Raw genomic sequence first — 21,328 nt, 5'->3', positions numbered from 1 at the left:
GAAAGATTATGGCAAAAGTAATTGATTCAAAGATTCCCGCAGGACCAGTGCCTGAGAAATGGAAGGAATATAAGGCTCACCAGCGTTTGGTTAACCCAAAGAATAAGCTGAAGCTCGATGTTATCGTAGTAGGTACCGGTTTGGCTGGTGCTTCTGCAGCTGCTTCACTTGGCGAGATGGGCTTCAACGTTATCAACCTGTGTATTCAGGATTCTCCACGTCGTGCTCACTCTATCGCAGCTCAGGGTGGTATCAACGCCGCTAAGTGCTACCAGAACGATGGTGACTCTATCTACCGTTTGTTCTATGATACAGTAAAGGGTGGCGACTATCGTGCCCGTGAGGCTAACGTATATCGTCTGGCCGAGGTTTCTAACAATATTATCGACCAGTGTGTAGCTCAGGGCGTACCTTTCGCTCGTGAGTACGGTGGTATGCTGGCTAACCGTTCGTTCGGTGGTGCTCAGGTAAGCCGTACATTCTACGCTAAGGGTCAGACCGGTCAGCAGCTGCTGCTTGGTGCTTACAGCTCACTGAGCTGCCAGGTTAACGCTGGTAAGGTTAAGCTCTACACCCGTTACGAGATGGAGGATGTAGTTATTGTTGATGGCCGCGCTCGCGGTATCATCGCCAAGAACCTGGTTACTGGTAAGCTGGAGCGCTTCTCAGCTAACGCTGTAGTTATCGCTACTGGTGGTTACGGTAACACTTACTTCCTCTCTACCAACGCTATGGGTTGTAACTGTACCGCTGCTGTTCAGTGCTACCGCAAGGGTGCTTACTTTGCAAACCCATCATACGTTCAGATTCACCCAACATGTATCCCCGTTCACGGCGACAAGCAGTCAAAGCTTACTCTGATGTCAGAGTCGCTGCGTAACGATGGTCGTATCTGGGTTCCAAAGAAGCTCGAGGATGCTAAGGCACTTCAGGCAGGAACCAAGCAGGGTTGGGAGATTCCTGAGGAGGATCGCGACTACTATCTGGAGCGCCGTTATCCTGCATTCGGTAACCTCGTACCACGCGATGTTGCCAGCCGTGCAGCTAAGGAGCGTTGCGATAAGGGCTTCGGTGTAAACAACACCGGTCTGGCTGTGTTCCTCGACTTCTCTGAGTCAATCAACCGTCTGGGTCTTGATGTTATCATGCAGCGCTATGGTAACCTGTTCGAGATGTACGAGGAGATTACCGACGTATTCCCTGGCGATGTTGCTAACGAGATCAATGGTGTGAAGTACTACAAGCCCATGATGATCTATCCTGCTATCCACTACACCATGGGTGGTATCTGGGTTGACTACGAGCTGCAGACTTCTATTCCAGGTCTGTTCGCTATTGGTGAGTGTAACTTCTCTGACCACGGTGCTAACCGTCTGGGTGCTTCGGCTCTGATGCAGGGTCTGGCCGATGGTTACTTCGTTCTGCCTTACACTATCCAGAACTATCTGGCCGATCAGGCTGTATGGCCAAAGGTTTCTACCGATCTGCCTGAGTTCGAGGAGGCTGAGAAGAAGGTTGATGCCGAGCAGGATCGCCTGTTGAACATCAAGGGTAAGCGTTCGGTTGACTCTATCCACAAGGAGCTGGGTCACATCATGTGGGAGTATGTTGGTATGGGTCGCACCGCTGAGGGCCTGAAGGAAGGTCTGAAGAAGATGCACGAGCTCGAGAAGGAGTTCGACTCTAACCTGTTCGTTCCTGGAACCAAGGAGGGCTTGAACATCGAGCTCGACAAGGCTATCCATCTGCGCGACTTCTTCACCATGGGTCAGCTTGTAGCTTTCGACGCTCTCTCTCGTAACGAGTCTTGCGGTGGTCACTTCCGCGAGGAGTATCAGACCGAGGAAGGCGAGGCTAAGCGCGACGATGAGAACTACTTCTATGTAGGCTGCTGGGAGTACAAAGGCAAGGGCAACGAGCCTGAGCTCATTAAGGAGCCACTGGAGTACGAGGCAATCAAGGTACAGACACGTAACTATAAGAATTAAACACTATGGCAAGAAATATTTCATTCACAATCAAGTTCTGGCGCCAGAACGGCCCCAAGGACCAGGGACATTTCGACACCCACGAGATGCACGATATTCCCGATGATACCTCGTTTCTCGAGATGCTCGACATCCTGAACGAGGAGCTCATCAACGAAGGCAAGGAGCCCTTCGTATTCGATCACGACTGCCGCGAGGGTATCTGCGGTATGTGCTCGCTCTACATCAACGGTACACCTCACGGTCTTACCGAGCGTGGTGCTACCACCTGTCAGCTCTACATGCGCCGTTTCAACGATGGCGACGTCATTACTGTAGAGCCTTGGCGCTCAGCTGCCTTCCCCGTAATTAAGGACTGTATGGTTGATCGTAACGCCTTCGATAAGATTATCCAGGCTGGCGGTTACACCACTATCCGTACCGGTCAGGCTCAGGATGCCAACGCTATCCTGATTCCTAAGGAGGATGCTGATGAGGCTATGGACTGCGCATCTTGCATTGGCTGTGGCGCTTGCGTAGCAGCTTGTAAGAATGGTTCTGCCATGCTGTTCGTTTCATCTAAGGTAAGCCAGCTGGCACTGCTCCCACAGGGTAAGGTAGAGGCTGCCCGTCGTGTTAAGAACATGATTGCCAAGATGGACGAGCTTGGTTTCGGTAACTGTACTAACACCCGCGCTTGCGAGGCTGTTTGTCCTAAGAACGAGACCATCGCTAACATCGCTCGCCTCAACCGCGAGATGATCAAGGCTAAGATGGCCGATTAATAACTCTTTATAGGTAGTGGGGACTACAATGATGTCCCCATTACCTCTTTTTATTATTATGGAATAACTAAAAACTTAGGTATAATGAAAAAAAACGAAAGATTTGTCATCACCATTAATCGCGAGTTGGGTAGCGGTGGTCGTACCGTCGGTCGTATTTTAGCCGAGAAACTGGGCGTGCCCTATTACGACAAGGTGCTTTCTAAGGCTTTGGAAGAGAAGTTCGACCTTTCACATCGTCAGATTGAGGATTTGAAAGGCAAGAACCGTAGCTGGTGGGAAGAAATTAAGCGTGTGTTGGTTCTGGGAGAAGGAGCAGCCAATTCTTCTGAGTATTACGACGAGGATAATAACAGGTATGTGACCTCCGAGGCTGTGCTGAAGGCAGAAAGAGAAATCTTGCAAAACATTGCCAGCGAGGAGTCGTGTGTCATCGCCGGTCGTTCGGCCTTCTTTGCTATGAACGAAAATCCCAACCATCTGAGCGTTCTCATTCAGGCTTCTATGGATCATCGTCTGAAGCGCGTGATGGCTAAGCAAGGACTTAGCGAGAAAGAGGCCAAGAAAGTTATTAAGATGGTGGATGAAACCCGCGAGGAGTATATGAAGAACAATGCCCATACTTCGCGTTACGACACCCGTAACTACGATCTGGTTATCAGAATGGATGGTAAAACCGAGGAAGAGGCAGCCAATGTGATATTAGCATATATTGGCTGATATATCCTTATTTAAGGAAAATAAGAGCGCCGCAGTTTTTGCTCTGTGGCGCTCTTTTTTTTGTGCTGTGGGGTAGGGCTACTCCAATGGTATATCGGGGTGCTGTACGGCCAGCGGCAGGTCTTTCTGTGACAAATAGAACATGTACAGAATAACCGGCTTGGTGCCACGGTTCTCGCCATGGTGTATGGTGCCAACCATCTCAACCACGGCCTCGCCCTCGTGTACCACCTTGGTTTTGCCATCCTGTCCGATAATAGTCAATTCGCCCTGTGTCAGTACGCCGTAGTTCATAGCTACGTGGTGGTGCCATCCCAACTTCTGTCCTGGAGGGAACACGTACTTTACGGCCACCAGTTCGGGGCGCCCCTGGAAATAGTCGGGCAACTCTACACCATCCCAACTCTGACTTGTACGAATCAGCTCTACGCTCTCTACCTTGGCCGCTGCTCCATTATCGGCATGCGAATTAAGGCAAGCGGTAAAAGTAGTAGCAGTAGCCAGCATGGCTGTTGCCACGATAGCATGCATAAATACCTTTGTGTTCATGATAAATAATGCTGTTAATAGATTATACTTATTGTTCTACTTATAGATATGATGTTGCAAATGTACAAATTAATCCTCATCACGCAACCAAACTGTTACCTAAATATTGTTAATATTGATAATAAAGCACGGACTCTAGAATAGAATCCGTGCCTAAAAACTCATTTGGGCTGCAAGTCGGCATACTCTTTGGCTACGTTATCAATGCATGGGCAAGCCTTCTGTGGGTTCAGATCGTGATGACCTACGATCGATGCACGCGGATAGCGGCGGTGAAGTATTTCCAGCAGTTTGCGTAACGACGCCTTCTGAGCAGCTGTGCGGGTATCGGCGGGTTGTCCGCGGGCATTCAGTCCTCCCTCGTAGCATACACCGATGGAGTACTTGTTATGGTTCACGCAGTGGGCACCTACCAGCCATTCCGGTCTGCCAGCCTCAATCTCTCCGTTACGACGGACCACGTAGTGATAGCCTACACCAAACTTAAAGCCTCTATCACGATGCCAGGTATCTATCTGGGCCACCGATGATGTCTGGTCTGGTTCCACTGCCGAACAATGAATCACTATCAGGGTTATCGTCCGCATGACTGCACAGCAATAGTTCCCAGAACTGTTGTAATCACTGTTGCCACAAATCGCAACACCTTAGCTACTCTATTCCAATTTACTTTTACCATAGGCTTTTATTTTTTTACAGATTAATCACCAATTGGCTCGTGACTTGAGTTACCACCACCGCCGGTGTTTCCGCTATTGCCACTGTTGTTGCCACCAGTCGAAGGCTGATCGGTTGGCGAATCAGGGTCCTCGATATTGCCAGGATCGGTACTGGTAACACGCTTTACGATCTTACCCTCACGGTCGTAACAGGTAATGTTGATGGCCGTATCCTTCAGCTCATCCTTGATCTCAACCGATGGTGAGAAAATCACGCGTCGGGTGGTAATCAGTCCTGTACTTACCTTGTTCACGTCATCCACCGTGGTGGCCCTCACACCGAATCGCATACGTCCCAGACCAGGGATGGCGATGGAATGTCCCTCGGTGGCCCAAACCTTTACCACCTGTCCGATGGCATCCCATGCCGCACTCAGGGCACCCTCGGCGATACCGCTACGAACAGAGGCCTCGCTAATTACCTTCTGTGCCGACAACGTGTTGTAGATCTCGGCCTGCATCATAAAGCGATACTTGCCTGCATCCTTGCCTACCTTGAGCTCGCGCTCTACTGCTTTTACTTTAATTGCCATAAGCTACATAAAACATTAAAGATTAAACATTAAAAATTAAACATTGTCTGATTGACATGGCAAAGATACCACATTTCTGAGGGACGTTTTGGGATTCTTGGTGATTCGTAGCGATTCTTTTGCTTACTTGTCGATATCAAAAGTTTCTACGATGTATTTCACTACGTTTGGAGGCAGGGCACCCTTTCCGGTTGGCATACCGATGGAATGCAGGTAGTCAAGATGCGGTCCCATCCAGTTCTTGAGTGTCTGAGTCGTTACACCGGCATGCTCAGCCAGCTGTTTTCTTGTCATTGTTTTCATAAGCTTTCTATTTTGTTTTTTTTGAAAAGTACCTAATGTTTTTTTGCACGCTAACTGCTTTACATTTGAAAAGTACCTAGAGAAAAAATAATGTTTAATGTTTAATATTTAATTTTTAATGTATGACGCATTTGACAGATTAATTTGTAAAAGTTACGTGCGTACCGTGTAGGTGCGTGCGCGGTACGCACGAGGATTTCCTAAAACAATGTGTCAAATGTGTCAAGTATAACTTCGTGGCTTACCACCGATACCTCATCCTCAGGCTTGGCTTCCTGGGCCATCAGGGTTCTGTTCAGGTCGATATCGGCACCACTATACGCCACCACGTTATAGCCACGCTCACCACGTGAGCGCACGCTTACAAAGCCCATGGCCTTCATGGCACGCCCCAGCTTATTAGGTGTCAAACGGTGTATCAGCAAGCCGCCAATGGTTTGCATAATCTCCGAGGCACTCACAAACACGCACGGTTCGTTCTTAGCAGGCACACGATAGAACTTGCTTACCAGTTCGCGCTCGGGTTTCGACACCTCGAACCGTTTGTTATGCAGCTGCACAACATCCATTTCCTTTTTCTCAAACCAATAGCGGAATCCGCTCTGGTACAGATGATAGGCCTGGGCAAAAATCTCATCGTGGTGGATAGGATACTCGTAGGGCGAACGTATACTCTCCACCTCGAACGGCAACCAGCGGCGGGTGCCCGTATCGTCGTCGATAAATTGCAGGTTGTTGCTGGTACCACAGTAGCTGGCTATGTGTACACGCCGTTCCGAATTATGCGCATACGGTTTGCGGGCATCGGTAGCTTTTGTGGTCACAGCCCATTTTAGCCTACTCATTGCCTCTGACTTCAGCGCATCTATCTCATCCAGACAAATCAGTCCGAACGATGATAGTTTCAGCACCTCGTCCTTATCCATCTTACCGAAAGAAGAAGTAGAGTGGAAATAGGCCGACAGTTCGGGAGGTATCAGACTCTCAAGCCAGCGGGTTTTATAGTTACCCTGTTCGCCCACCAGCACCAGCACCTCCTCGTTCACCACTTTCTCCTCCAGCCACCCTGCCACCACTCCCACCAGCCATTTGCGCAAACAGGCGTAAAACAGCAGTTGCTCGTCGGGACCACCCTTTACGTTTACATCCATCGCCAACGAGAGTATGGGGTTAGTCGTCTCGTCCCACGGCGGCAGTCGGGCCAGATAGGCTTTCAGCGGATTATACAACGGCACAAAATCAGAGTCGATAACCTGCCAGATTTTCTTGGGATTCACATCCTTTTGTTTCGACAGCATACTGCACAGCGAGTTCACCACCCTGTCGCTAATCTCGAACCATTGGCCAGGCAATCGCCATTCTTCCAATGGCGTTTTACCCGTGGGGTATTTAATCCCCATGGCCGCATACTCGCTGATTTCGGGCACTCGGAATTCGTCCTTACCCGTAATCACATTATGCCGCAGGTAGAGCGTGCTCATCAGGAATTTTTGGATATCCTCCTCGGTGGCACGTACTTCGCGCCAATTCTTCTTGTGCTGAGTTTCCCCTTGCTCCGAGTGGGGTTTTTGGTCTTTGGTTTCTTCCTCCATAATAGTTATGTTATAGGTAAAACGTAATATTTAATCGGTGGCAAAGATAATTAAAAAGCTAATACCAACTACCTACTGGGGTACCTCCGGAGGTAGTAAAAAAAATGTCCTGATGCTTGTTTGCACCAGGACTTGCTGTCTACTTTATAAATTTTTTAGTTCGTCTTTGAATTCAAGTGACTGTTTTTGAGTTAATGCTTTATTGTAATCGCTATGCATGTTATTACGATGCCAAAGCTCCTCAAATGTTTTCCATTTGTCTTTGATTTTAAGTCGCTTGGCCATCTCGTAAGCCAGCAAAGCCGACAAGGTACGCGACAGTTTGGGTTGATAGTTCTCATCTACCCATCCTTTGTCCATCGCACTTTGCCACAGCAGCATCGCCTCCTTGGTAGCAAGGCAATCAGGTAGTTCTGTTTCCTGTTCATCATCCGAATCAAATGCCTTTTCGCCTATCACAATCTGAGTGTCGATCGGCCCCACATGCTGCGCACCAGGCGCGTATATGAAGGTGTAATTGTTACTACAGTTCTTTCTACCCGTCTTATGCAGCGTTTTTATAACACTGCTCATTCTTTTAATTGCTTTGTCTATCTTTTTCATATATTAAAATGTGCGATGTTTTTGAGTTGTATAATTTACACTTGCAAAGATACAAACATTTTTGCGGATATCAAAAAAATCATTTTGATTTTTTATCGCGATATATAAAAAACTGCACAAAACAGGTGCAGCTCCATATTTTAGCCCATAAAATTTGCTTATTTCGATAAAACACCGTATCTTTGCAACCGATCACTGGCACAAACCTCAGTGGAGGGCCGGTGTGACATGTGGGTAAATAATTAACAAGCGTTTGCTGTTATTCGGAACTGCTTCAAGAACCTAGGAAATTCAAGAAAGTCCAAACCGAAAGAATAAGTCGCAAACGTCTGTGCGATATGCATGGGCGTGACTTATCTGGTTTGGTAGGCTTCCTAGGGCCTTTGAAGCGTGGATGATGATCGTCCATGCTTTATTTGTGTCCTATAGCCTGCCTCCGAAGATAAGCATACGCATAAAAGCATAGCGTATGGCAAACAAAAATCTTAATGCTGCAAAGACAGCAAAGAAAGATGAGTTTTACACGCAGATGACCGACATTGAACGGGAGTTGCAGCACTACTGGCCGCATTTCCGTGATAAGGTTGTGTTGTGTAACTGCGATGATCCTTATGAGAGTAACTTCTTTAAGTACTTCGCCCTTCGATTCAACCAACTGGGGCTGAAGAAACTGATTTGTACCTGCTACAATGGCTCGCCAGTACAAGGAAATGAGCTGATGATTGATTTCGGAGATTTTTCGGACGAGCCAAAGAAGGTCGCTCACAAAGTTGTAATTACTGAGGTTAAAGACCTAAATGGTGATGGAGCTGTAGACCTAAGTGACGTGCAGTATCTTTTGCAAAATGACAAGAATGTGATAAGCATCCTAAAGACTGGAGATTTCCGTGATCCAGAATGTATAGAATTGCTGAAAGAGGCAGATATTGTTGTTACTAATCCTCCATTCTCGCTATTTAGAGAATACATAAGTCAGTTAATGAAATACGAAAAGAAGTTTATTGTTATGGGCAGAATGAGTGCACTGCATTATTCAGAAATCTTCCCATTATTCACTCAAAACAAATTGTGGTGTGGGTTTAACTTTAACTTCTCCGCTGTATACAAGGCTCCATATGAAAATACGTTAGAGTCAAATCGAAAGTTTGTTAGGTCTAAAGGACTTAATCCTGATGACAATTATATTAAAGTTCCTGCAATATGCTGGTATACAAATTTGGATATTAGTAAACGTCATGAAACTTTGGATTTGGTTTGTAAATACTCACCTGAGGAATTTCCTCATTACAACAATTTCGACGCGATAGATGTTGGTAAAGTTCAGGATATTCCATATGATTATGAAGGTGTAATGGGCGTTCCTGATACGATATTAGGACAATTCAACCCTGATCAATTTGAAATAATTGGATTGGGAAGTGGTACACTAGGTCAAAGTATTGGTGTTGGAGGTATCCCAAAAGAACATAAGCGATTAATGAAAGGACACTCTGCTGCAGGAGACCTATATTATATGAAGAACGGGTTACCCAAAGTTCCATATTCCCGTATTCTCATCCGTAACAAAAAACCAAGAACGATATGATGACAATTACTCAACGAGAAGTAACCGTTGGTGAAATCACTCAAGGTTACATCAATAACGACGAACAAGGTGTTCGTGGTTATAATGGTAAACTTGATATACGCCCACCATACCAGCGCGAGTTTATCTATAACGAAAAGGAACAGCAGGCTGTAATCACAACGGTATTGCATGGCTATCCCTTGAACGTGATGTATTGGGTAAAACGAAGTAACGATGCCGATTGTCCTTACGAAGTGATGGATGGTCAGCAGCGCACACTCTCACTCTGTGAGTATGTTGCAGGTAAGTTCTCGTATGATTTTAAGAATTTCTTCAATCAGCCTGAGGATATTCAGCGTAAGATATTAAATTACCCACTTACAGTATATGTATGTGAGGGTGATGCCAGCGAGAAGTTAGAGTGGTTCCAGACCATTAATATTGCAGGTAAACCGCTAAACGAGCAGGAAATTAATAATGCAATCTTTGCTGGTCCGTTTGTTTCTGATGCTAAACGGCACTTCTCAAAGTCAAATTGTGGTGCTTATCGTTTGGGTAAAGACTTAGTAAACGGTACGCCTATCCGTCAGGATTTCCTTAAAACAGCTTTAGTATGGATGGCAGATCACGAAACACGTCAAGGCCATCGTATGTCGGCTGTTAGTTATATGTCTGCTCATCAGCATGATCCTAATGCTAATAATTTGTGGTCGTACTTCCAGAATGTGTTAGATTGGGCTATTACTAATTTCGACCTGAAGAAATACAAGAAAATAATGAAAGGTCTGGATTGGGCTTGGCTTTACGATACTTATGGTCCCCCAAAGACACTTGATACGGTGGCTATTGGTAAGCAAATATCAGCACTTATACGTGATAGTGAAATTCAGAAACAATCAGGTATTATTCCATACGTATTGACTGGTGATGAGCGCTATCTTGATTTGCGTGCGTTCCCAGAAGATATCAAGTTAAAAGTATGGGAAAACCAGGAACATAAGTGTGCCATTTGCGGAAAAGAGTTCGACTTTGAGTTTATGGAGGGCGACCATATTACGCCATGGCGTGATGGAGGTCGAACAGTTGTAGAAAACTGTCAGATGCTATGTCGCGAATGTAACAGGAGAAAGGGCTCAAAATAAAAACAACGACCGCCATATATTTATATATTGGCGGTCGTTATGTTTGTTTACTCTGAATTTTTTTGCTTTCTCCAATTGTGTAGAATTGAGCTGAGGACAAGTTTTGGATAGACTTGGGACAAATGCTGGGGACGAACTGGGGACAATACTTTCTTATCATTTTCAGAGAACTACCAGAAACTAATATATTTAAAAAAATCGAAAAAAATTGGTAGTTCCAAAATATTGATGTACCTTTGCACCACCAGAACCCGCCAAGCCTCTCAACGATGCTCAAATGTGCGGGTCGTTTTATGTTTATAACCTAATAGCAATTCGCACAATCATTTAATTTTACTGCATGTTTTTAACATTAGATGATAGCCTTTCTCATTTTTATTATTGGATGATGGGGTGTTTGCCGAAGTAGCCTGATAGTAAAAATACTAATGCTGTGCAGGCAAGATTGCCATACTCTATTCTTGAAATCGGTACAAAGTCACCACAAATTTTTATAATTGTGGCATTTTTGTACAAAAATCTTTGTTTTGGTGGTGATTTTTAGAGCTTTATCCTACCTGCGAGGTATCAAAGGAACTAAAGAAAGTGGCGCTATTTTTTCGTTTCGAACGTGATATCCTTGCGATATTCCACAAGTTCGCCTTCACGCTCGCAAAACTCACGCAGCATCTGAAGGTCAATACTATTATTGCTGAATTTCTGTTCCATAAGTATCTATTATTCTCTGCGCGGTTGCATTATGCCAATAGCAGAAGATTGTTTTCTATTTCTGTGATATGACTATCTTTTACGCCAGAGTCTTGAGCGATAGTACGCCAATGGCTAACTGCATCAATCACCTCGTCGATAATCTCTGAACTACGACGGATTCCCATCTTTTCGCCAACAGTAAGCAGGTCTTGGCGTGTATGTTCGTCTTGTTTACCATTAAGCGATAACTGATGTTGTCCTACCCATCTTCCGCCTGGTTTATATGAATAGCATAGATCATAGGCAGGAGCTAACTCCCATTTGCCTTGGCGATCCATCAGGAACGAGAAATTCTTGGTGTGGTCATCGTTATTTCTGGCTACTACGTTAAATACCATCCTGCGATACAGTTGTAGCGTGGCATCCATATTAAGATTCATCTTACGGATAATGCCGAAGATCTCTTCGTACGAATGGCGTTGATCTCTGTCGAGATGGGCCAGACCTGCAACCGTCTGCATATGAATCTTTTCGCCATCGTTGGTACGATCAAAACGGCGAGTCATAAAGTGATGATTATCACCTTCGGTAAGCAATCTGCACTCTGCCATATCTATGCCGCAAGCTTTGGCCATTTGATAATATGCATACTCTACATTTCCAATTCCCTGGGGATTTTCCATTATCGAACCATGCTCTGAGTATGTAACACCATCAAACTTAAGCAGCCAATAGCCAAAACCATCAGGGGCTTTAACCTGTCCTGAGCGGACTTCGTTTGTTTGTTCGTTGTAGGCTATAATTGCTTTGGGTTTAGCACCACCAGCCGATGTACCGACACGCAGAATATCGAGTATAGTCTTGTCTTGCTGGAACATGCGTTCCTGAAAGGATTCGCGCTTTGTAAATATATCCTCGGCCAATCGTGTTAACTCGTCGATATAAATCTCGGTCGACTCGTTCAGTACGTCAGAAGCCTTGCTTGGCTCAAATTCCAGGGCTCCCATAGCCCGCTGTCCTACATAGCACAATCGTTCTAATGGTGTTATCTCGCCTATAGGCAATCCCTGACGAGTAAACCACTCTGTAATAATCTGATTTCCGAATTTATCTGGCAGAGCATCAGCAATTAATCCTGGTAGACCTTTAAAACAGTCTGTTCTATTTGCGGGAAAAGAGAAAGGGCGATTTCCCAAAGATAATGGCATTGTGAGAGGAGCGGGTTCGATACCATTACGCCTAAAGTCATTATCGTATTCAAACACTGCCATACCCGCAGCATTATCCCATGCCAGCGAGCCTACCATTTTCCCCCATAGCTTTATGTCGACTATTAAATCGTCCATTGTCGTTTATTCTTCTTTTTTATGTCTTATTCTCTGTACCTTTTTACCTTGTAGTTTTCGCATCTGTAGTGGACTAATACTGAGTTCCGGTAGTAGAACTTCCAGATTTTCGAGTAGCCCCATGGTCCTTAGGATGCTTATAAGTAATAAGGTGGATATAGGATTGCCCTGTTCCACTCTTACGATTGTTCCCATACTTACGCCCGACTTTTCAGCCAGTTCGCTTTGGGTCATTTCCATACGCATGCGATAATCACGTATTCTGCGTCCCATTTTCTGCAGGATAGCAGGATCACTTAGTTCTGTCCACATATCGTTCCTATTTTTGTTTGCAAAGATAATATAATTTCTAATATCTTACAAATTAAATAGCAAAAGCGTGGTTAATTTATAATATTTTAATAATTAACCAACTACTCTTCGACTTGGGTTTTGGACCAGTTGACTAGGAAGAGTTTTGTAAAACGACACAAAAAAGCCCTCGGCAAAGCCCATAATCTGGCTACCGAGGGTGTGGGTCTTAACTCAGGTTAAGAGTTTTACTTGATGGCTTGGTTAGGTTTTACAACACCATGCCTAATGCACGTGCAACGGCGTTCTTGATAAACGCGTTGATGGTGATGCCTTCTTTCTGGGCTGCTATGGCTGCACCGCTATGAATCTCTGGGGTAAGTCTGACATTCAACACGCCAGAATAGGGCTTGCGTGGTTCAATACCCTTCTCCTCACATAATGCCAGATAATCATCTATAGCTTCCTCAAAGTCCTTTGTCAGTTCTTCTACAGTTGAGCCTTCGTAGGTAATACTATCCTTAGCCATTCCCTGCACCTTTCCAAACAGACATTTGTCTTCTTCGCTATATTCTACACTACCTGTGTAACCTTTATACTTCAAATATCCCATATTACTATCCTCCTTATTTAATATAATTATTGGTTAATAGATAATTCAATATGTCGCGCATCATGTAACCCTTTATAATATTGCTCGGATGGGGCTTGTGCATGATGTACGAGTTCTCGTCCTTTGCATTGTAGAACTTGACGCGCGAGCCTGATGTAGAGCCTTTGTGTTCAAGTTCGAAGCCACAACCCTGAAACAATGTAACAACCTCGTCGAAAGTAAAATCCCGAGGTTGAGTCTTAAACCGTTTTATGAGTTTATCTTTCTTATTCATCGCCGCAAAGGTAACTAAATTTAGTTGCAACTCCAAATGTTTTCTCAATTATTTTTGTTTTTTTTATAGTTTTTGGGCGGAAGGGGATGTTCATTTTCTTCATTGTTCATCAGTTTTGTTTGGCAAAGTTACGTAAAACGGTACAAAAAAGCCCCCGACAAGACCGAAAAAGTGTCTGCCGAGGTGAAAGTCTGAACAAATGTTCAGGGGTTTTGTGAATATTTGGAATTATTTCTCCGAAAACGTGACGGCCTTGCGGATGCGTGACAATTGTTGGGAGTGACGCAGAGGAACGAGGCGATGGCGTTCAGGGGGAGATGGCGGGTTCTCCATAATCCTTACTGTTTTTTGAAAGTTTGATATAAAGTGATCGTTACTATATCTTGATTTGCATTTTGATGATGATATTTCTTGGTCGTATGTTGAAAGAATACAAAGATTCTGAGAGGGAGCCAAAGGAGGTGTAGCGATAGTCAGTTTCGTCAAGGAGATTGGTGGCGGCAAGAGCGAGGTCAATGTGTTTGGAAAGAAGCCTGCGGACAGAGGCATCGAGGAAAACGATGCTGGCGGTCTGGTCGGTGGAGAAACGCGTGTAGTAATGCTCTGCGCCGAAAGCAATATGCCACTGATCGGTAGGCAGGAACGTAACGGAGAAGTTTTGACGTAAAGCACTGTGGATGGCCTTTACTGCATCCACATGATATCGGTTGTTTGTGTAAGTCAGGCGATAGTCAGTGGAGAGCCAGCGAGTGAATTTGCCCGTGAACTTGGGCGCAAGAGTGATGAAGGTGGAGGTGTAAGGCTGTTCCACGTTCTGACGCATCATCCTGGTTCGGGAATGTCCAAAAGACGCATCGATGCCTACGGTGATTTTGGCTGACCAAAGACCTTTGCTGATGCCACCATTGAGTTGAGTGATGGAGACGTTGTTACCCAAAGCAACAAATTCGTTGAGAATGCGGTCGCCGATGAACAGCTGGTTTTGCATCAGGGGCTGATAGTCCTGTTCGTATTTGGCTGAGAGATTGGCAAAGAGCGAGGTGATGGGGTTTCGATAACGAAGCCTAACGAAAGCCGAACGTTGCCGTATGCTTTCTGTGGATGGTGTCTGAAAAGTGAGGTTTCGGAAGTCAGACATAACGACGGTTTGCGTATAACTGCTTGGCGCGACTGGCAGGAGACTGTAATTGAGATAAGCAGAGAGTTCGGTCTTGGCCGTGATTTGGTGGCGAACATAGACCATTGGCGAGACAGTCATCAAGTGCTTTCCCGTAGAGGTGTCTGCCAGTCGGTCTGCCACATGATAATAATAATAGCCAATGGGCAGTGAGAGCGTCAGCCACAAACGGCGGTGCTGATAGCGGGCTTCGGGCGAGGCGTAAGTTTTGAGGACGGTGAAGTTTCGACGGCCATCTAAAGGATAGTCGGGCAGCATGAGACCACTGAGACTGCTTTGGAAACGGTGCAGATTGAGGTCGATGCCGCCACGGGCATAGAACGACCATCGACGGAGTAGCCAGCCATAGCGGGCTTCAGTAACAGAGCGGAAGTCATCAGTGGTGAGGTCTTGCTTAATACTATCGGCAGTAAGCGAATGGGGTCGATGGGCATAGCGGTTGTGCGACGAGATGGTCAGTAGGTGGCTGTCGATTCGGCGAACCAGTTGCAAATCGTTGGTGATGTCAAGAGATGGGAGGTCAGAATGTTGCTGTAGTGTTTGCGTACCGCTGACGGCAGATGTAGCACGATTCCACAGGGCATCCACGCTGAGATTGTCCTTCAGATAGTTATTACGTCGATTCAGTTGCAGTGACCATTCGCCGTTTAGCTGGTTTTTGTGGCTGCGCATAGTGTTCTGCTCTAAGAACGAGGGTATGTTCTTGTCGAAATAGCGAGTGGTGCAGGAATTGGTGAAGTCCAAGCGGTCAGCTTGATAGGTGGCATTCAGTTTGACATCAAGACCATCGGCTACATGACGGGCATTGCTCGACTGTGCCAGAAACGAAAGATTGTCGCGGGTGCGCAGTTCGTCAAGCGGCGCAGAGGTGATGCCGATAGCGATATAGTCAGGCCACGGATTGTCATTATAGCCACTGCTTGGGAGTGTGTTGTCAGTATGCCTCTGGCTCTGGCTGCTGGGGTTCCATCCCGTGTCGTTCAGTCGCAGTGTTTCCATGTTCTGCCATTTCTTGGCAATGCGCATGGCAAACAGGGATGCGTCGTAGAGCAGAGGCTCGGCACCCATGCCACCATTCAGGATGCCAATCCAGCGGGCGCGGGCAGCTTCTTTAAGTTTGATGTTCAGTCCGGCTTGCTGTGAGAACTCCAGTCCTTCAAGCACCTTCACTGGCTGGTGGTTCTCCATAATCTCCACGCTGGACACGTCGTCAGGAGAAATGTTATTGGTGGCCACGCCGTAGCGGTCGTTCACAAAGTCAGAGCCATCGATATAGAACTTGTTGATAGGCTCGCCGTTGTACTTGATGCCTCCGTCTTCTGCCACCTCCACACCTGGCAAGCGACGTAGCACATCGGCCATGTTGCGGTCTTGTTTTTGCGCCCACTTGCTCATGGAATAGACCAGCGTGTCGCTTCTTTGGATAATGTCGGGAGCTTTGATGATAACGTCTTTCAGTTGTGTGGCCTCCGGCTTCATCTTGATGTGCATAGGGCTTTCAGAAACATCTACGACGATACTACGATAGCCCATTGACTGCACACGGATTTGTCGTGCCTCACCCTTTAAGGAGAAACGCCCGTCATTGGTGGTGAAAGTGTAGTATTTGCCGCCGACGGCCTGCACGATGGCACCAGCCACAGGTTCGCCACTTTCCTCGTCGGTCACAGAGCCAACAAGAGCCTTCATCTGTCCGTAGCAGAGGGGCAGGTGAAGGGACACGTATAATAATAGGATGGCGAGTCGTTTCATCAGATATTACTTCCAGTCGCGTTCGATGTAGTCGTATTGCAAGGTTCGTGGTTGAGTGATGTCAGTGCGAGGTTGGCCGTCGGCACCCTTCACTTGCACGTTAACACCATTTACATTCATCATATATCCGAAGGGATCGGTGTCAAACCTTAACTTGGTGGCATAGAATTTGGGGCGAGTGGTCTTGTTGAACGGCACTTCGGGTATGGTCATGACTCGGTCGGCTTTGGAGTTTATGCCCACACAGGTAAATTCATACTGATGCCCCTCGTCATAGACCTGCATGATGAACCCCGGCAGGCCACCAAACTTCCACGGTCCATCGGCAACGGGAACTGAGTCGGTATAAAATGCCGTCCACCGTCGACCACGGAAGTCACACACAGCACTCTTGCATTCATAGCCCAATATATTACACGTATCGTCGGTCAGTATCCATTCCTGCACTGGTATGTCCTCTTCGTAATGGAACCAGTCTGTGGATACCTTGTCGATGACGGTGAAGCGCCCTTGCGGATAGTTCTTGTAGATGCTAAACGTTTCACCACCTATGTAACTGTCAGGGTTAGCCCGGATTTGTTCTGCCGTTGAGACGCGAATAAGTGAATCAATCTGCATGGCTCGGAAACTCGTGAACTTCGACATACCATAAGTCACTTGCAGTGTCATTCGGTCGGTTTCGTTCCGACTGACATCAGTTGTGTCAGTCAAGTACTTGTAGTCATACATAAACTCCATCACTGCCTTGCCGATTTCTTTCTGCTCAACGGGTGTAGCAGTGCTGATGCCTGAGGCTTTGCCTGCCTTGATTACATACACTTCCTTCCTGTGCTCTACTTCTTGTGCCATCATTGTGCTGACAAGGGCAGAGGCGAGGGCGATAAATAATACTCTTTTCTTCATTTTATTTACGTTTTGATGTGAAATCGGGTGCAAAGATAGGTCTATTATACCCCGTAAAAGAAAATAATTATTACTGAATTATTACTGTTTTGGTTTTTTAGGATTCTTTCGGGCGCGGGTTCATAATAAAATGTGTACTTTTGCAGCATGGAAAGAAGAATCAAGTTTATATATGGCCTGACCATCTGCGCCATCGTAGCCTACAGCATCGTGCAGGGCTATTGGCTTTACAGCCGTTATCAACTATCGCTTGAAGAATACAAAAGCGAACTGTACAGCACGATTATTGCCTGTGCTGAAGAAGATATAGCAATCAGGAAAACATTGCCGTATTCTCCGAGGTTCTATGGTAACCGTTTAAGGAAAACAAGCGAAATAAAGGGGGACGATGTTGTTGAGACATGGAGGTATGAAATCTTTGCGCTTGATACGCTACATTATTCTCTCCCCATTCCCAAAGGAGCAGATGCCCATACATATCTATTGGAGTATATAGCCAGCCTCCTCGACGACCATCCTGCGGAGTTGCCCGAAGGCTTGGAATACTTTGTGTTTACTTGTAACAGCAAGAAAAACGAAGACATGGGAACAAGCCAATTGGTTGAAGCACTAAACCGCTTCACTGTTGACCATCAGCATCCGTTCCAAAAAGAAAGGCTCGACAGTATTCTACGTTCAAAAGGTATCACGGCACAAAGCATCACTACCACGAAAACCGATACGATGGTGTGGCAACCGTCGATGCAGCCACATACTTCCATCTGGCAACCTGTGATGACGGTCTCGTTCCCTTACGATATCTTTGAGGGGCAACAGGTCGTGGTGAAGACAGCCATCAGTATATCACCCGTCATCCGCAGGATGGCCTATACGCTACTCATAACCGTGCTGCTATCGCTGTTCCTTATCTTCTGTCTGGTCTATCAGATACTGACCATCCGCAAGCAACGGCACATAGAGGCTATCCGGCAGGAGTTTCTGCACACGATGATCCATGAACTGAAACGGCCTATATCGACGCTGAAGATGTGTGTGTCGTTTATGGGCAACGAGCGGATGATGCAGGACGGGGAGAGCAAGCAGCGCATACTGGCAAGTTCGCACAATGAACTGGACAACCTGACTTCGTATTTCTCGAAACTGCGCGACATCACGTTCAGCGATTCCACCGAAATTCCTTTGGTGAAGTCTCGCTTTTCGCTTCGCAGTCTGATGGAGGAATGTATCGGCAAGCAGAATATCCCGTCGGACAAGGATGTGAGGATGGAGATTGTGGCCGAGGACGATTTGGAGATACAGGCCGACCGTATGCATCTGTCAAACATCGTCTGCAACCTGCTGGAGAATGCCATTAAATACTCCCGTGAGGCCGTGACTATCAGGATTGACTTCCTGATGCGTGAGGCCGGGATGGTGCAAATCAGCGTGGCGGACAATGGCATCGGCATTGCAAAGGCCGACCAGCGTTATGTGTTTGACAAGTTCTACCGCAGCGAGTCGGCAAAGGACCAGGCCATCCCCGGCATCGGGCTTGGACTGAGTTATGTAAAACTTCTGGTCGAAGCCCATGGCGGAACGATTACATTTGAAAGCATTGAGGGCGAGGGTACGACATTCACCATTTTAATACCGCAGACGGATGGAAAAGATTAGAATACTGCTCGTTGACGATGACCGCCAGAACTCGGAGTTGTTAAGGAAGTTCCTGGAGGTGGAGGGCTATGAAGTGGACTATGCCGAGAATGGGCATAAAGGTTGGGAAGCATTTACTACAACCAAGCCCGATTTGGTCTTGCTCGATATCAATATGCCGCTGATAAACGGTTTCGAGTTGGCGCGAAAGATCCGTGAGCAAGACCGCGACGTGCTAATCTTCTTCCTCACCGACCGGACGGAAAAGGCCGACCGCCTGAAAGGCTTCGACTTGAAAGGTAATGACTATATCCCCAAACCGTTCTATCCCGAAGAACTGATTGCCAAGATTCGTGAGCGTTTCGAGCATCGCCAGGCTTCGTTACCATCGCGCATGACCATCGGCCAGACCATTTTCGACAGCAACCTCTCCACGATTGAGTATGCCGGAACGGTGCAGCACCTCTCTGCCCGCCAGTCGGATATCCTCGCCATTCTGGCCCAGCATATCGGTCAGACCGTAGAGCGCTCCTATCTGCTGGAACATGTCTGGGGAAACGATAGTTACGCCAACTCCCTCGCCCTCAACGTCCAGATAACCTATATCCGCAAAATGCTCGAACCCGACACCAGCATCTCTATCGTGTCACTCAAGAAGCGAGGGTATAGGTTGGAGGTGATAGAATCTACTTAAAGAAAGTGGCGCTATTTTTTCGTTTCGAACGTGATATCCTTGCGGATGGTGCTCAGGTAATTGGGCGTGACGCAGAGAAAAGAGGCGAGGTCCTGCAAGGCAAGGTGATGCACGATGCCGGGGCAACGACGTAGCAGCAATTCGTAGCGCTCGCGGGCCGTGGCGCAATGTAGGTCGAGGTAACGCGAACGGAACTGGAAGAGAATGTGCTCGGCAATGATGGCACGCAGCACCTGAAGGTCAATGCTGTTATTGCTGAATTTCTGTTCCATTGTCAGTCCTCATACGTTTTCTGCCGCAAAGATTATTTTCTCTCTATCCACAATTGGAAGAACAGGTCGTAAACAAAATACTCACCATTTTCCTGGGTAATGAGATCTTTGTCGAGAAGGCCTCTTAATGCAGACATAACAGAACTTGGCGATTGCAAATGATATTTCCGCACAAAAGCACCACCCGATACGCTCTTCACTCTTCGCTCGCAGGCTATGGCTAAAAACACGTTGCGCTGCTTCTCTGACATCTGGGCCAACAGCGTGTCGTAATACTCTGTATACAGATCCAAGATGTAGTTGATAGCAACGTCGATCATATCTTTACTACACGTTTCGCCTTGTGCGGTATTTAGAAATAGCACGTTCATCAGACGCTGCAGATAAGATGTTATTCCATCAAATCGCTGATAAACGATGTCTACTACATCAGGCTGGATTGACTTTCCACATTTCTCGAATTGAGCGCAGGCAAACTCTTTATACTTTTCGATGGGAATAGGAGAAAGCCCCATTGTAATGACCGACTGATAGAACGGACGTGACGGCGACAGGAAAATCTCACCCATAAGATGTCGCTTGGAACCTGCAAACAAAAATGTTGCATTTGGGCATCTTTGGATATGTGTTCTCAGTGCAGCTTCTACATTTTGACCGTCTGGATACTCTGTTATCTTCTGAAATTCATCGATAGCAACCAAACAAGGCTTGTCAGCCGTTTTAAGATAGACGAATATCTCGTCGAGAGTAATTGCAGGATTAGTATATGCACCCAAGCCAACTCCCCATACAGGATTGCCATTCATATCGAAAGAAATCTGCTGCTGTATGGACTTAAGGGTGCCAACAAATTTCTCCCAAGTCTTCCTGCCGCGTGGTTTTAATTCATCGAGTATAGCCTGTCCTAGAAGACTTACAAAGTCGGCTAAAGAGCTTGTGGCATATATATCGATGATAAACGTATAGTACTTTTCCTTAATTTCAGGCTGTGCAAAACAATGATGGATCAAATCTGTTTTGCCTAGTCGCCGAGGAGATATCAAGGCCATGTTGTTGTCATTGGTAAGCAACTTTACCAAATCCACAGTCTCTTGTACTCTGTCGCAGAAGTATTCGGGCCCTGCATATCCTTTGGTTACAAACGGATTTTTCATACTCTTTTATCCTTGATAATTACCTTTTCGGCTGCAAAGATAAGCAATTA

The 21,328-nt window shown here is 46.4% G+C and carries 21 protein-coding genes; 7 read left to right on the top strand and 14 right to left on the bottom strand.

Translation table 11 applies throughout. From position 1 onward, the window contains the following. The first annotated feature begins 8 nt into the window (after positions 1-8). From PRU_RS12505 to PRU_RS12495, 3 genes are all read left to right on the top strand, one after another. On the top strand, positions 9-1,988 hold the full coding sequence (locus PRU_RS12505) for a fumarate reductase/succinate dehydrogenase flavoprotein subunit (RefSeq protein WP_013063542.1): 1,980 nt from the start codon (positions 9-11) through the stop codon (positions 1,986-1,988). A gap of 5 nt (positions 1,989-1,993) precedes the next feature. Continuing rightward, the gene (locus tag PRU_RS12500) at positions 1,994-2,752 is read left to right on the top strand and encodes a succinate dehydrogenase/fumarate reductase iron-sulfur subunit (RefSeq protein ID WP_013064326.1); all 759 of its coding nucleotides are present in this window, start codon (positions 1,994-1,996) and stop codon (positions 2,750-2,752) included. A gap of 84 nt (positions 2,753-2,836) precedes the next feature. Beyond that, positions 2,837-3,472 carry a cytidylate kinase-like family protein gene (locus PRU_RS12495; RefSeq protein ID WP_013064432.1) on the top strand — a complete coding sequence of 212 codons (636 nt, stop codon included), beginning with the start codon at positions 2,837-2,839 and terminating at the stop codon, positions 3,470-3,472. Positions 3,473-3,550: 78 nt separating this feature from the next. On the opposite strand, the gene PRU_RS12490 is transcribed toward PRU_RS12495, so the two are convergent. The 6 genes from PRU_RS12490 to PRU_RS12470 form a co-directional block, all read right to left on the bottom strand. Then, positions 3,551-4,021 carry a cupin domain-containing protein gene (locus PRU_RS12490; RefSeq protein WP_013065190.1) on the bottom strand — a complete coding sequence of 157 codons (471 nt, stop codon included), beginning with the start codon at positions 4,019-4,021 and terminating at the stop codon, positions 3,551-3,553. 161 nt (positions 4,022-4,182) lie between these two features. Then, complete coding sequence (locus tag PRU_RS12485; protein WP_013065479.1) at positions 4,183-4,608, bottom strand: N-acetylmuramoyl-L-alanine amidase; 426 nt, start codon at positions 4,606-4,608, stop codon at positions 4,183-4,185. A gap of 113 nt (positions 4,609-4,721) precedes the next feature. Continuing rightward, the gene (locus PRU_RS12480) at positions 4,722-5,273 is read right to left on the bottom strand and encodes an HU family DNA-binding protein (protein ID WP_013063498.1); all 552 of its coding nucleotides are present in this window, start codon (positions 5,271-5,273) and stop codon (positions 4,722-4,724) included. Between the two features lie 123 nt (positions 5,274-5,396). Continuing rightward, entirely contained in the window at positions 5,397-5,567 is a 171-nt protein-coding gene (locus tag PRU_RS16160) for a helix-turn-helix domain-containing protein (RefSeq protein ID WP_177168171.1), read from the bottom strand. Positions 5,568-5,776: 209 nt separating this feature from the next. Next, positions 5,777-7,168, bottom strand: coding sequence for a VapE domain-containing protein (locus PRU_RS12475; protein WP_013064147.1), 1,392 nt, complete (start codon positions 7,166-7,168; stop codon positions 5,777-5,779). Between the two features lie 144 nt (positions 7,169-7,312). Continuing rightward, positions 7,313-7,771 carry a hypothetical protein gene (locus tag PRU_RS12470; protein WP_013063362.1) on the bottom strand — a complete coding sequence of 153 codons (459 nt, stop codon included), beginning with the start codon at positions 7,769-7,771 and terminating at the stop codon, positions 7,313-7,315. A gap of 469 nt (positions 7,772-8,240) precedes the next feature. On the opposite strand from PRU_RS12470, the gene PRU_RS12465 reads away from it, so the two are divergent. Together PRU_RS12465 and PRU_RS12460 are read left to right on the top strand one after the other, a co-directional pair. Beyond that, positions 8,241-9,356: an adenine-specific methyltransferase EcoRI family protein gene (locus PRU_RS12465; protein WP_013065369.1), complete on the top strand. Its 1,116-nt coding sequence runs from the start codon at positions 8,241-8,243 to the stop codon at positions 9,354-9,356. Then, positions 9,353-10,480, top strand: coding sequence for an HNH endonuclease family protein (locus PRU_RS12460; protein ID WP_224083054.1), 1,128 nt, complete (start codon positions 9,353-9,355; stop codon positions 10,478-10,480). Before PRU_RS12465 ends, PRU_RS12460 begins: the two co-directional genes overlap by 4 nt. Before the next feature lie 737 nt (positions 10,481-11,217). Here the strand turns inward: PRU_RS12460 and PRU_RS12455 are convergent. From PRU_RS12455 to PRU_RS12430, 6 genes are all read right to left on the bottom strand, one after another. Next, complete coding sequence (locus tag PRU_RS12455) at positions 11,218-12,516, bottom strand: type II toxin-antitoxin system HipA family toxin (RefSeq protein WP_013064345.1); 1,299 nt, start codon at positions 12,514-12,516, stop codon at positions 11,218-11,220. Positions 12,517-12,522: 6 nt separating this feature from the next. Continuing rightward, positions 12,523-12,828: a helix-turn-helix transcriptional regulator gene (locus PRU_RS12450; protein WP_049769165.1), complete on the bottom strand. Its 306-nt coding sequence runs from the start codon at positions 12,826-12,828 to the stop codon at positions 12,523-12,525. 250 nt (positions 12,829-13,078) lie between these two features. Beyond that, on the bottom strand, positions 13,079-13,420 hold the full coding sequence (locus tag PRU_RS12445; protein ID WP_013065230.1) for a type II toxin-antitoxin system HicB family antitoxin: 342 nt from the start codon (positions 13,418-13,420) through the stop codon (positions 13,079-13,081). 13 nt (positions 13,421-13,433) lie between these two features. Beyond that, positions 13,434-13,694, bottom strand: a complete 261-nt coding sequence (locus PRU_RS12440; protein WP_041386227.1) for a type II toxin-antitoxin system HicA family toxin — start codon at positions 13,692-13,694, stop codon at positions 13,434-13,436. Positions 13,695-14,070: 376 nt separating this feature from the next. Then, entirely contained in the window at positions 14,071-16,623 is a 2,553-nt protein-coding gene (locus PRU_RS12435) for a carboxypeptidase-like regulatory domain-containing protein (RefSeq protein ID WP_013064707.1), read from the bottom strand. A 6-nt stretch (positions 16,624-16,629) separates the two neighbouring features. Then, positions 16,630-17,526: a GLPGLI family protein gene (locus PRU_RS12430; RefSeq protein WP_041386226.1), complete on the bottom strand. Its 897-nt coding sequence runs from the start codon at positions 17,524-17,526 to the stop codon at positions 16,630-16,632. Positions 17,527-18,108: 582 nt separating this feature from the next. Between PRU_RS12430 and PRU_RS12425 the strand changes: the two genes are divergently transcribed. Both PRU_RS12425 and PRU_RS12420 read left to right on the top strand, forming a co-directional pair. Then, the gene (locus PRU_RS12425) at positions 18,109-19,179 is read left to right on the top strand and encodes a sensor histidine kinase (protein ID WP_177168172.1); all 1,071 of its coding nucleotides are present in this window, start codon (positions 18,109-18,111) and stop codon (positions 19,177-19,179) included. Then, on the top strand, positions 19,166-19,852 hold the full coding sequence (locus tag PRU_RS12420; protein WP_013064614.1) for a response regulator transcription factor: 687 nt from the start codon (positions 19,166-19,168) through the stop codon (positions 19,850-19,852). Before PRU_RS12425 ends, PRU_RS12420 begins: the two co-directional genes overlap by 14 nt. Before the next feature lie 11 nt (positions 19,853-19,863). Here the strand turns inward: PRU_RS12420 and PRU_RS12415 are convergent, their stop codons facing one another. Both PRU_RS12415 and PRU_RS12410 read right to left on the bottom strand, forming a co-directional pair. Then, positions 19,864-20,124, bottom strand: coding sequence for a cyclic nucleotide-binding domain-containing protein (locus PRU_RS12415; protein WP_013063580.1), 261 nt, complete (start codon positions 20,122-20,124; stop codon positions 19,864-19,866). A 32-nt stretch (positions 20,125-20,156) separates the two neighbouring features. Beyond that, positions 20,157-21,278, bottom strand: coding sequence for an AAA family ATPase (locus tag PRU_RS12410; RefSeq protein WP_013064367.1), 1,122 nt, complete (start codon positions 21,276-21,278; stop codon positions 20,157-20,159). Positions 21,279-21,328 lie beyond the last annotated feature (50 nt).

This window comes from Xylanibacter ruminicola 23, assembly GCF_000025925.1.
Lineage (GTDB): Bacteria > Bacteroidota > Bacteroidia > Bacteroidales > Bacteroidaceae > Prevotella > Prevotella ruminicola.
The sequence above is the reverse complement of the archived record's forward strand: the minus strand, read 5'-3'. Positions and strand labels throughout refer to the sequence as shown.